Genomic DNA, 11,148 nt, shown 5'->3' with positions numbered 1-11,148 from the left:
TGATGGTTTGCACCACCAGGCATCCGATGCGAGGGCACACCGCCATGGCAAACAAAGGCAATGCTGGAAACGAGACGCGAAGCGAAGTGATGCTCGAGCTGTTGCGGCTCGACAAGGGGTCGGTGGTGGCGCTCGTCGGCCATCCGATTCACGTGATGATGGTGCATTTCCCGATCGCGTTCGTCGTCGCGACGTTGGGCGTCGACGTAATCTACTGGTGGACGGGCGACCCGTTCTGGATTCGCGCCGGCTTGTGGGCCGCCGGCTTCGCGTTCTGGAGCGGCGTGGCTGCGAGCGTGGTCGGTACCGCCGAGCTGCTGCTGGTGCGCGGTATCCGCCTGAAGGAAGCGAGCTGGTCGCATGCGGTCGCGGCGATGACGCTCGTCGCGCTCGCGGGTGCGAACTGGGGCGTGCGCCTTTATTACCCCGATGAGATCCTGCCGCATGGGCTCGTGCTGTCGGTGCTCAGCTCGGTGATGACGGGCTTCGCCGGCTGGCATGGGGGCAAGCTCGTGTTCGATCATGGCGTCGGAATTCTCGTTTCGCCGAAGGAGTGATGCAGCCAGCGGCCAAGTCCACCGGGCTCGAACAGATGCGGGGCCAGCAGGTTCGAGTCGATGTGAGGCTTGGCCAGCACGATCCAGATGATCGCGACGATCACGATCAGATAAGCGATGGTCAGCGCGATCGCCGAGGCACGGCTGAACCTGCCGTCGGGCAGATACAGATCGTGCAGTACGAGGCCGGCCAGCACATGCAGCATCGCCATGATGCCGACGAACACCATCTTCGCGGTGAACCATTCGACGAAGGTGGCCTGCAGAAAAATCAGCACGGTGCCGCTCGCAATCGCGACGAAAGCGGCGGGCGAGGTCAACTCCACGAACACGAGACGCGTGATGCGGTGCAGCCGGTCGAGTTCGGTGCCCGCCGCGAGCCCGCGGCGCTGCCAGAACAGATACGGCAGCACGATCAAACCGCCCGACCAGACGGCGATCGCGGCCAGATGAATGAACTTCAGCAGGGTCGTCACAGCGCGGGCTCTCTGACGCGCAGGCTTGACCAGACGAGCGAAAGTCCTGCCGCGAGATAAGGGATCATCGCCAGTACCCACATCAACAGACCGGCGAGTTGCTGGTCGGCGAGCGGGGTGAGCCCCCACGCGGCGGTGGTCGCGAAGTGCGCGACGTAGAGCGGCACCGGCGCGAACACGATCAACGCGCCGAGCAAACCCATATGGCCGATCGTCGCGACGAGCGCCATCAGCGCGGGGCCGGTCGGCAGCGACGGCGAGAAGATGCCGCGCCACATGAGCCATGCGCTGGCAAGCAAAGTAATCTGCATCAGCCAGTAGCTGGGTACCGTCGCGAGTCCCCACGCATAAGGCCCAGGCGCATGCCACAGCCAGATGATCACCGCATGAGCGGCGACCACCGGCACGAGCGGCGGATGCGCGAGGCGCGGCAGCGGAAACGCGAGGGCGAGCAATGGAGCTACTGCAGCGATCAAAATGACGTGATGAGTGACGCGTGCGGAGAACAATGCCGAGGACAACGCGCAGAGCGGCGACACGAACACGAGGGCCATCAATGCGACGGCGCCCCATCCCGCCCGTGCATTCGCCGAGCGGTTGCTGGCCACGAACCATGCGAGCGCCGCGAGCGCGACGAGCAATGGCGGATCCGTGTTCCAGCGCAGCCACAAGCTTTCAGGGACGGCCGCGGGACCACAGTAGGCGACAGGAAAATATGGCATGGGCGATGTCTTCAACGAGTCCAGGTGCTTCTTTAGTACACGCAAGCAAACGCGTGACAGATAACGCCTTCGAATTGTCGGGACGGCTCACGATCCAACTGATCGCTCACGTACTCTAGCGCAAATAAACTGTTTAGGGACGGCTATCTGAATCCTGCAAGTTTTTGCGTGACAGAATGTTTTCAATTTGTCACTCGAGGCTTTTGCCGGCGGGATAAAAGCCGGTGTAATGGCGGCGGTAAGATTGCAATGGTGCGGCGCAATACTTCAGGCTGACCTGCCCGGCGTACTATGATGAAATCATGTGACGGAGGCCCGCCATGTTTCATGATCCCATCCGAATTCCCGCAATGATCGAATTGTCATTGCTTGCGATCGTGCTGATCGTTGTCAGCATCGTACGCGCGAGGCAGCAAAGGGAGCGGGCGCGGAATCGCGCCATGGCGGAGCAGCGAAGCTCTGATAAAACGCGAATGTAATATTCGCTTTTACCGCATCTTTTAAGTCTTTCGTATTCAGCTATTTTGCTGGTCTTTGTTACTTCCATCGACGGCTTTTCGGCGTGGCGGCAACCACGCCGGTCGACTTTATAGCGGTGGACGCTCCAGTTGGACCCACTGCTGCACGCTGGCGCGCTGCCATTGTTGCGTGGCGTACTCCTTGAGCTTGTGCGGAACGGGATCGCCATTCAGCACGAGGCGATTGAGCATCAATGCGAGGTCCGTATCGGCGATGCACCACTCGCCGAACAGATTTGGCGAATTGGCCGGAAGCAATGCGTCGGCGGCGGCGAAGAGTTTTTGTGCCGCTTCTTGTGCGCTGGCGGAAAGCGGGCCGCCGCGCGATCCGTAGAAAATGACTTCGGTGGAACGCTCCTGGCGAACCGGCAGCAGATCGCTGCGCAGCCAGGCCTGAAGCTGGCGCGCTCGCGCGCGCAGACGCCGATCTTGAGGATAGACCGGGGTGTCCGGGAAAGTCTCTTCGAGGTACTCGGTGATCGCCGACGACTCGGATAACGCAAAGTCTTCGTGTATCAGCGTCGGCACGCGCCGCGTCAATGAGCGGGCCGCATAGTCGGTGGCGTGATTCGCCTTGTTCGCGAGATCGACGGTCGAAAGGTCGAACGGCAAGCGCTTCTCGCGAAGCGTCACGAAGACGGACATCGCGTAGGGGCTTGTGAATTGGGCGTCGGTGTAGAGGTGGAAGGGCGGGTGTGCCACAGGGGCTCCGTTTTCGTTAGTCATCGATGTCGAGCGCCGAATACTAGCTGCTCGTCGCGCGCCGTGCAGCCTTTCACCAGTGCGGATTAGCCATCTCGCAGGCGAGCAGGCAGCCTAACGCCGATACGGTGCCGACCGCGCCGAGACCAAATCCTACGGCAAGGTTCTCCGCCGTCGTTGCGCAACCCTGCAGCAGCGTTATCGACGTCAGCAGCGACGCGAGAAAAAGCCGATACCGAAATCGCGAAGAAGATGTGCGTCGTGGTGACATGATATGTTCGGCGTGAAAGGCGCTCTTTCAGCGCATCAGCGTACGAGCATAGCGGTCCGCCATTTGTCGCATTCAGCCGAGTAGCGGGCGACAGGCGTCAGACCTTACGAGCTCTTGCGAGGCGCCGGGCCGCGCTCGAATCGGTCGCCGGGCAGCGATACGGGGTGAACGCCTCGTCGGTTTTTCGACCCGTATTGCAACTGCAGAACAAAATCACGCGAGGGACTTCAAAAAAATAATCGAGCTGATACAATGGCGCCCCTCTGCCCAGGTGGCGAAATTGGTAGACGCACTATCTTGAGGGGGTAGCGCCGAAAGGCGTGTGGGTTCAAATCCCGCCCTGGGCACCATTTCGAATCGTCGATTCGAATCTTCAAGCGCTTCGCGCTTTCTTCAGACAACGGCGGCCGTATCAGACCATCGCGTTGTCTCCGCTTCTGCGCTCAGAACTCGTTCCGATAGGCAAATAGCCCCGGAAGCCCGCCGCTCATCACGAATAGAATTTTCTGTCCGGCACTGTACTTCCCGTTGCTCACGTTTTCCACAAGACCCGCAAATGCTTTGCCGCTATACACGGGATCGAGCAACAGACCTTCCGTCGATGCCATCAGCCGAACAGCCGCGCGCATGTTATCGGTTGGAATGCCATAGCCGGGTCCGAGCTGCGCTTCGTCGATCGAGATGGCGTCATCACTCACGCTTAGACCCGGGTCGATCAGTCGGACCGTCTGATTCGCCTTATCCAAAGTAACCGTGCGCGCGTGGCCAGCATCCCCATACACCGTGAATGCGGCAACACGCGACGGATCCAGGCCCAGCGCAACGAAACCCGCGACCAGCCCCGCATGCATGCCGCCGCTTCCATTCGGCACCACGACGCGATCGAAGGCCACGCTTTGCGCTTGCGATTGCGCGACGATTTCAGCTGCGCAGTCCGCGTAGCCGAGACAACCGACCGGGCTCGAACCGCCCAACGGACACACATAGACGTTACGGCCCTGCGCTCGCAACTCGTTCGCGCGTTCCTCGGCGAATTGCAATGCGTTGGCCGTGCCGGGAAGATCATGCACGCGCGCATCGAATAGCGCATCGAGCAGCACGTTGCCGTTCTCCATGTAGTCGTGGTCGAAACGTGGCACGGTTCTCGTCAGCACCAGCTCGCATCGAAGTCCGACGCGAGCCGCCGCGGCCGCCGTGAGGCGCGCATGATTCGATTGCCGCGCGCCGACGGTAACGATGGTGTCCGCGCCGCGCGCGAGCGCTTCGCCAATCAGGAATTCGAGCTTGCGCAACTTGTTGCCGCCGCCACCTAGTCCCGTCAGATCTTCTCTTTTGACGTAGATGTCCGCCCCGCCGAGGCGAGCGCTCAGACGCGCAAGGTGCTGAATTGGCGTCGGGCCTTCGAGAAGCGCATGGCGCGGAAACTTTGATAAATCGAGGCGGTGCGATGAGGCGGAGTTCATAGGCGTGTGCGGGCGATTGAGTTGAAAGAGACGTTTCCATTCATTTGACTGACGCAAAGTTCTCTTTGATTTGAGTGCTCAATGCGTCAACGTCCGTATCCCAGCCAGTAATTTATCAACTTCGGCGTCAGTGGTCAGATAGCTGACCGATGCGCGCGCGATCTGTGTCAGCCCTCTGCTAGTCATATCGAACGGCGTGTACGCGACGCCATTCGAGCCGATCGTGATGCCCTGTGCCGCCAACACGCCTCGCACCGACATGGCATCGAGTCCGGCGACGTTGAACGACACCAGACCGGATCGTTCGACACCCTGGTCGAGCACCCGCACGCCCTCCATCGCGGCCAGCCGCTCGCGCAATGTCTGCGCGGTCCGATCGATCTGCGCGCGGATGTTGTCGATGCCGATTTCCAGCGCTTCGTCCAATGCATTCGCCAATCCGCAATGCAGTGCAAGCGACGCTTCCGACGATTCGAAACGCACGGCATCGTCGCGCAGTACAGGGTCGCCATTGGCGTCGAGCGGCGCGGAATACGTGTCGACGAAGGCCGGCGTCAAGCGGGGCAGAAAATCCCGCCGGACGTATAGCAGCCCGGTGCCGCGCGGTCCGCGCAGTGCCTTGCGGCCCGCGCCGGCCAGCACATCGCAGCCGACTTCGTCGACGTCGATCGGAAGCTGTCCGACGGCCTGCGCCGCATCGATGAAATACGGAATGCCGTGACGGCGTGCTATCCGCCCAATCGCGGCGGCCGGATTGATTAGTCCGCCATTGGCCGGCAGCCACGTCAGCGCAATCAGTCGGACCCGGTCGTCGAGCATCGCTTCGAGCGCGCGAGGATCGACCCTGCCGCTCTCATCGGAAGGAATCGTCTCTATCGATGCGCCCGCGCGCTGCGCCAGAAGACGCATCGTCGCGAGATTGCCGCCCCATTCGTGCCGCGCAACGAGGATGCGTTGCCCCTCGCGCCACGGACCCAATGCCGCGAAAGCAGCGCCCCAGCCCGGCGAGTTGCCAGTCGTCAACGCGATCTCGGTGGGCTGGGCGTTCAGCAGTCGCGCGGCGAGCGTGCGCGCCCGTTCGGTCTGTTCGCGGGCAGCCGCGCCCGCTTCCATGGGTCCCATCGAGGCTTCGCGCAACAGATGCGCGTGAATCGCTTCGAGCGTGGCGGCCGACGGCAGCGACGCGCCCGCATGATTGAAGTGCGTGGTACTGCGAACACCGGGTGTGCGGGCACGTATTGCGTCGATGACAGCGGGCGACAGCGGAGAAGACATTGGCGGCTCCGAGTGTATGAGTTGAATTCAGACGTTCTTCAAGGCGACAACCGCTTCGACTTCGACGGCGACCCCTGCCGGCAGCGACGCAACACCCACCGCGCTGCGCGCGTGACGGCCGGCGTCACCGAAGATTAGCGAAGTCTGCCGTTATACGCCTGAAGCGATGCAAATAGAACCCTTACCGTCCAGCTTCATTCCTGCCACGCTTCTCCTTCCGGATACCAGTACCTGTCCAGCGTCCCTTCCAGCATCTCGATGCTATACCCGGCCCTTTGCGGCGGCATATAGTGCCCGTTGCGGATCACCACGGGATCCACGAAATGCTCGTGCAAATGATCGACGTATTCGAGCACGCGATTCTCGAGCGACGCCGACACGCAGATATAGTCGAACAGCGAAATATGCTGCACGTACTCGCACAAGCCGACACCACCCGCATGCGGGCACACCGGCACACCGAACTTCGCGGCCATCAGCAGTACGACGATCACTTCGTTGAGTCCGCCGAGCCGGCAACTGTCGATCTGGCAGAAGTCGATGGCTTGCGCCTGGAGCAGTTGCTTGAACATCACGCGATTGTGGCAATGCTCGCCGGTTGCGACGCCAATCGAACCGAGCCGCTGGCGGATCGCCGCATGACCGAGGATGTCGTCGGGACTCGTGGGCTCCTCGATCCACCACGGGTCGAACTCGGCGAGACGGCGCATGTTCGCGATTGCCTCATCGACGTCCCACACCTGGTTCGCGTCCATCATCAGCCTCAGGTTCTCGCCGATCTCTTCGCGCAGAATGCGCGCGCGCCGTACGTCTTCCTCCAGATCGCCGCCGACCTTCTGCTTGAAATGCGTCCATCCCTGCGCGACGCCTTCGCGCGCGAGACGGCGAATCTTGTCGTCGTCGTAACCGAGCCAGCCCGCCGATGTCGTATAGGCCGGATAACCGTGCGCGAGCATTTCCTTTTCACGCTCGCCCTTGGTCTTCGCATGACGATGCAGCATCGCGAGTGCTTCGTGCGGCGTGATTGCATCAGTCACGTAGCGAAAGTCGAGGCAGCTCACGAGTTCTTCCGGGCTCATGTCGACCAGCAGCTTCCAGACCGGCTTGCCGACGGATTTCGCCCACAGGTCCCATACCGCGTTGACGACCGCCGCGGTGGCAAGATGAATCGCACCTTTGTCCGGGCCGATCCAGCGCAGTTGGCTATCCGAAGTAAATGCGCGCCAGAAAGCGCCCATATTCGCGGCGATATCTTCGAGCTTCTTGCCGACGATCAACGGCGTGAGTGCATTCACGGCAGTCACGCAGATTTCATTGCCGCGGCCAATCGTGAACGTGAGGCCGTGGCCGGTGAGATTCGGCGTGTCGGTTTCGAGCGTGACGTAAGTGGCGGAGTAGTCCGGCGCGGCATTCATCGCGTCGGAGCCGTCCAGCGAATGTGAGGTGGGGAACCGGATGTCCCGAACGGACAGCCTTGTGATCGTTGTCATCTGCGCACCCTCCGGCTATGGCTATCGGCTTGTCGTCTGCGGACGCAGACGGATCGGTTTCGTGCGCACGTTCCCTGTGTGCGCGTTCCTGCTACGCGCACGGGTAAGTCCGTAGTTCCCAGATACCAGGCATCCCCAGGTATTTCCAGGCATTTGTACGCGTTGACAACACGGCATTCACTTTCTAGCATGCTAGCATGTCTTCTCGAAATCAAGGCCTTCGTGAATTCCTCGACCGAACTTGAGAATGCCGCCGGTGATCCGTATGTCGCACTGCAAAAAGTCGGCGGCGGCGAGCGCGGCAGCTTGACCGACGCGGTCGAGGCGGCGTTGCGAGAAGCGATTGTTACGTTGGCGTTGGAACCCGGCATGATGATCGACAAGATGGCCGTGTGCGAACGGATGGGCGTGTCGCGCTTTCCGGTGTCATCCGCGTTGGCGAGGCTTGCGCATGCGGGTCTCGTCGAGGTTTTGCCGCAACGCGGCACGCGCGTCAAACCGATTGCGCTCGACGACATCCGCCAGAATCTGTTCATCCGCAGCGCACTGGAAGTCGAGACGGTGCGTGGGGTCGCGCTGATGCACGACACGGCGACGCTCGACGCATTGGCAAGCAATCTCGATCAGCAGCGCAGTCTGGCTGGAAGTGGCGAACGTCAGGCGTTTCACGCGCTCGATCTGGCTTTCCATGAAATCCTGCTCGACGCGGTGAAGCTGCCGCGCGTGAAGGAGATCGTCGCGGTGTCGCGCAATGCGCTGGACCGCGCGAGACAATTGCTCGCGAGTCCAGAACGGCTCACGCATACTCTGGAAGAGCACGAGAGCATCTTCAAGGCCCTTTGCGCCGGCGACGGCGATGCGGCCGCGAAAGCGATGCACGATCATCTCGACCAGGTCGTCGCCGAATTGCACCGGTCCGCAAAAGAGCGGCCCGACCTGTTCGCGCCTTGAATGAAAGCTGGAATGAAAGCCGTTGTTCAAGCCGTAAACAGCTCCACCGTAAAAACGTTGGTGATATAGGCAGCCGTCGACAGATCAGCACATGAACCCACTCATTTCCGTCAACAATCTTTGCAAGAGCTTTCCGGGCGTAAGAGCGCTTCATGACGTCCGGTTCGAACTCATGGCCGGCGAGGTCCATGCGCTGATGGGCGAGAACGGCGCGGGCAAGTCGACGCTGATGAAAATTCTCGCCGGCGTCTATACGCGCGATTCCGGCGAAATTCTCTTCGACGGCAAGCCCGTCGATTTTCAAGGTCCGCGCGACGCGCAAGCTGTCGGCATCGGCATCATTCATCAGGAACTGCAACTGATGAATCATCTGAGCATCGCGCAGAACATCTTTATCGGCCGTGAGCCGCGCAAGGGTCTGGGTCTGTTCCTCGATGAAGACAAACTGAATGCACAGGCAAGCGAGATCCTCGCCCGCATGCACGTGAAACTCGATCCGCGCACGATGGTCGGCACGCTGACCGTCGCGAGTCAGCAGATGGTCGAGATCGCGAAAGCACTGTCTTTCGATTCGCGCGTGCTGATCATGGACGAACCCACGTCCGCGCTCAACGATGCCGAGATCGCCGAGCTGTTCCGGATCATCCGTCAATTGAGAGAGCGCGGCGTCGGCGTCGTCTATATCTCGCACAAGATGGACGAGTTGAAGCAGATCACCGATCGCGTGACCGTGATGCGCGACGGTGAGTATGTGGCCACCGTGCCGACCGAGGGCACCAGCGTCGAGACGATCATCGGCATGATGGTCGGACGCGCGCTGGGCGACGTGACGCCGATCGAGAGCGCGCCGGTGAAAGGCGAACTCGCGCTCGAAGTGAGAAATCTCGTCGCGGGTCCGCTCGTGCGCGACGTCAGTTTCGAATTGCGCAAGGGCGAAATACTCGGTTTCGCAGGCTTGATGGGCGCGGGCCGCACGGAGGTCGCGCGCGCGGTGTTCGGCGCCGATCCGGTCGAATCGGGGGAGATTCTCGTGAAAGGCGTGAAGGCGTGGATCAAGAGGCCCAGTGATGCGGTCAAGCGCGGCATCGGCTACCTGTCCGAAGATCGCAAGCGCTTCGGTCTCGCTACGGGAATGGATGTCGAATCGAACATCGTGATGGCCGATCTCGGCAAGTTCCTGTCAATCAATATGTTTCTGCGCCGCGGGCAGATTCGCAAAAGAGCGCAGCACTTCATCAAGCTGCTTGCGATTCGCACGCCTTCGGCGACGCAGCAGGTGCGGCTCCTGTCGGGCGGCAATCAACAGAAGATCGTGATCGCGAAATGGCTCGAGCGCGATTGCGACGTACTGTTCTTCGATGAACCGACGCGCGGCATCGACGTCGGCGCGAAAAGCGAAATCTACAAGCTGCTGCGCTCGCTGGCGGCGCAAGGCAAGGCGATCGTGATGATCTCGTCCGAGCTGCCGGAAGTTCTGCGAATGAGCGACCGCATCGTCGTGATGTGCGAAGGCCGCATTACCGGCGAGCTGTCCGCCAGCGAAGCGACGCAGGAGCGCATCATGCATCTCGCGACGCTGCGCGAAACCCTGAAAACGGTACAAGCCTGAAGAGGTCTACGACATGACATTGCGAACGGATACCGCGGCGCTGGACAACGAAAGGCGCACTTCCGGGCTGAAAGCCCGAATTTTCGCGCCGACCGCCGTGCAAAAGATGCTCGCGTTCGCGAGCCTCATCCTGCTGCTGGTGTTCTTTAGCTTCGCGTCGCCGGCCTTCATGCAGATGGACAACATCCTCGGCATTTTTCAGGCGACAGCTGTGAACGGCGTGCTGGCGATCGCCGCCACGTTCGTGATCATTACGGGCGGCATCGATCTGTCAGTCGGTACGTTGATGACATTTACCGCCGTGATTTGCGGAGTGTTTCTCACGTACTGGCATCTGCCGATGTGGATGGGCGTGCTCGCGGCACTCGCGACGGGCGCGGTATGCGGCACGGTATCGGGCACGCTGACCGCCAAAATGAAGATCCCGCCATTCATCGCGACGCTCGGCATGATGATGCTGCTCAAAGGTCTTTCACTCGTCGTGTCGGCGGACAAGCCGATCTATTTCACCGATACCGAGAACTTCTACCGTATTTCTCAGGACTCGCTGATCGGCTATTTCCTGCCGGGCGTGCCGATTCCGAATGCGGTACTGATCCTGTTCTTTCTCGCGATCGTCAGTTCTATTACGCTCAATCGCACCGCGCTCGGCCGCTATACGTTCGCACTCGGCAGCAATGAAGAAGCGGTGCGGCTCTCGGGCGTCAATGTCGATCGCTGGAAGATCGCGATTTACGGCGTGGGCGGCGCTATCTGCGGCATCGCGGGTCTGCTGATCGCGTCGCGGCTCAATTCGGCGCAGCCGGCGCTCGGTCAAGGCTACGAGCTCGATGCGATCGCGGCGGTCGTGATCGGCGGCACGTCGTTGAGCGGCGGTTCGGGAACGATACTCGGCACCATCATCGGCGCTTTCATCATGAGCGTGCTGACCAACGGACTGCGCATCATGTCGGTCGCGCAGGAGTGGCAGATCGTCGTGACCGGTTTGATCATCATTCTGGCGGTGTATGCGGACATCCTGCGACGCAGCCGGAGAAGTTGACGCAGGAGCAAGGAAGCAGCAAATAAGCAGGGAACACAGGAGCAGGAGAGAGAGGGCACGTGAAGGCTCCCT

General features: G+C 61.1%; 11 protein-coding genes, 1 tRNA gene and 1 pseudogene. 6 read left to right on the top strand and 7 right to left on the bottom strand.

Annotated features, from left to right (window positions below):
• Positions 1-44 precede the first annotated feature (44 nt).
• Positions 45-557: a DUF2231 domain-containing protein gene (locus OKW41_RS02365; protein WP_184040085.1), complete on the top strand. Its 513-nt coding sequence runs from the start codon at positions 45-47 to the stop codon at positions 555-557.
• On the opposite strand, the gene OKW41_RS02360 is transcribed toward OKW41_RS02365, so the two are convergent.
• Both OKW41_RS02360 and OKW41_RS02355 read right to left on the bottom strand, forming a co-directional pair.
• Positions 521-1,033: a CopD family protein gene (locus tag OKW41_RS02360; RefSeq protein WP_429352914.1), complete on the bottom strand. Its 513-nt coding sequence runs from the start codon at positions 1,031-1,033 to the stop codon at positions 521-523. The genes OKW41_RS02365 and OKW41_RS02360 overlap by 37 nt on opposite strands.
• Positions 1,030-1,755, bottom strand: a complete 726-nt coding sequence (locus OKW41_RS02355) for a cytochrome c oxidase assembly protein (RefSeq protein WP_429571452.1) — start codon at positions 1,753-1,755, stop codon at positions 1,030-1,032. Before OKW41_RS02355 ends, OKW41_RS02360 begins: the two co-directional genes overlap by 4 nt.
• A gap of 320 nt (positions 1,756-2,075) precedes the next feature.
• On the opposite strand from OKW41_RS02355, the gene OKW41_RS02350 reads away from it, so the two are divergent.
• Positions 2,076-2,234 carry a hypothetical protein gene (locus OKW41_RS02350; RefSeq protein ID WP_429444360.1) on the top strand — a complete coding sequence of 53 codons (159 nt, stop codon included), beginning with the start codon at positions 2,076-2,078 and terminating at the stop codon, positions 2,232-2,234.
• Between the two features lie 108 nt (positions 2,235-2,342).
• Here OKW41_RS02350 and yfcF read toward each other — a convergent pair whose 3' ends face one another.
• A complete protein-coding gene (gene yfcF, locus OKW41_RS02345; protein ID WP_429571451.1) occupies positions 2,343-2,999 on the bottom strand; it encodes a glutathione transferase in 657 nt (218 codons plus the stop codon).
• 512 nt (positions 3,000-3,511) lie between these two features.
• Here yfcF and OKW41_RS02340 point away from each other — a divergent pair.
• Positions 3,512-3,596, top strand: a tRNA-Leu gene (locus tag OKW41_RS02340).
• A 93-nt stretch (positions 3,597-3,689) separates the two neighbouring features.
• Here OKW41_RS02340 and OKW41_RS02335 read toward each other — a convergent pair.
• From OKW41_RS02335 to OKW41_RS02320, 4 genes and pseudogenes are all read right to left on the bottom strand, one after another.
• Positions 3,690-4,709, bottom strand: a complete 1,020-nt coding sequence (locus OKW41_RS02335) for a D-cysteine desulfhydrase family protein (RefSeq protein WP_429571450.1) — start codon at positions 4,707-4,709, stop codon at positions 3,690-3,692.
• A 78-nt stretch (positions 4,710-4,787) separates the two neighbouring features.
• Entirely contained in the window at positions 4,788-5,984 is a 1,197-nt protein-coding gene (locus OKW41_RS02330; protein WP_429571449.1) for an aminotransferase class V-fold PLP-dependent enzyme, read from the bottom strand.
• 27 nt (positions 5,985-6,011) lie between these two features.
• Positions 6,012-6,119 (bottom strand): annotated as a pseudogene (locus OKW41_RS02325) (RidA family protein); the annotation flags it as partial.
• 59 nt (positions 6,120-6,178) lie between these two features.
• Positions 6,179-7,474 (bottom strand): L-fuconate dehydratase, encoded by a 1,296-nt coding sequence (locus OKW41_RS02320; protein WP_429571448.1) that lies wholly within the window; start codon positions 7,472-7,474, stop codon positions 6,179-6,181.
• Between the two features lie 189 nt (positions 7,475-7,663).
• Between OKW41_RS02320 and OKW41_RS02315 the strand changes: the two genes are divergently transcribed.
• The 3 genes from OKW41_RS02315 (at position 7,664) to OKW41_RS02305 (ending at position 11,076) form a co-directional block, all read left to right on the top strand.
• Positions 7,664-8,425: a GntR family transcriptional regulator gene (locus tag OKW41_RS02315; protein WP_429571447.1), complete on the top strand. Its 762-nt coding sequence runs from the start codon at positions 7,664-7,666 to the stop codon at positions 8,423-8,425.
• Positions 8,426-8,516: 91 nt separating this feature from the next.
• Entirely contained in the window at positions 8,517-10,034 is a 1,518-nt protein-coding gene (locus OKW41_RS02310) for a sugar ABC transporter ATP-binding protein (protein WP_429571446.1), read from the top strand.
• Between the two features lie 13 nt (positions 10,035-10,047).
• Positions 10,048-11,076 (top strand): ABC transporter permease, encoded by a 1,029-nt coding sequence (locus OKW41_RS02305; RefSeq protein ID WP_429444353.1) that lies wholly within the window; start codon positions 10,048-10,050, stop codon positions 11,074-11,076.
• The last annotated feature ends 72 nt before the right edge of the window (positions 11,077-11,148 follow it).

The organism is Paraburkholderia sp. UCT70 (assembly GCF_050434085.1).
Classification (GTDB): domain Bacteria; phylum Pseudomonadota; class Gammaproteobacteria; order Burkholderiales; family Burkholderiaceae; genus Paraburkholderia; species Paraburkholderia tuberum.
The sequence above is the reverse complement of the archived record's forward strand: the minus strand, read 5'-3'. Positions and strand labels throughout refer to the sequence as shown.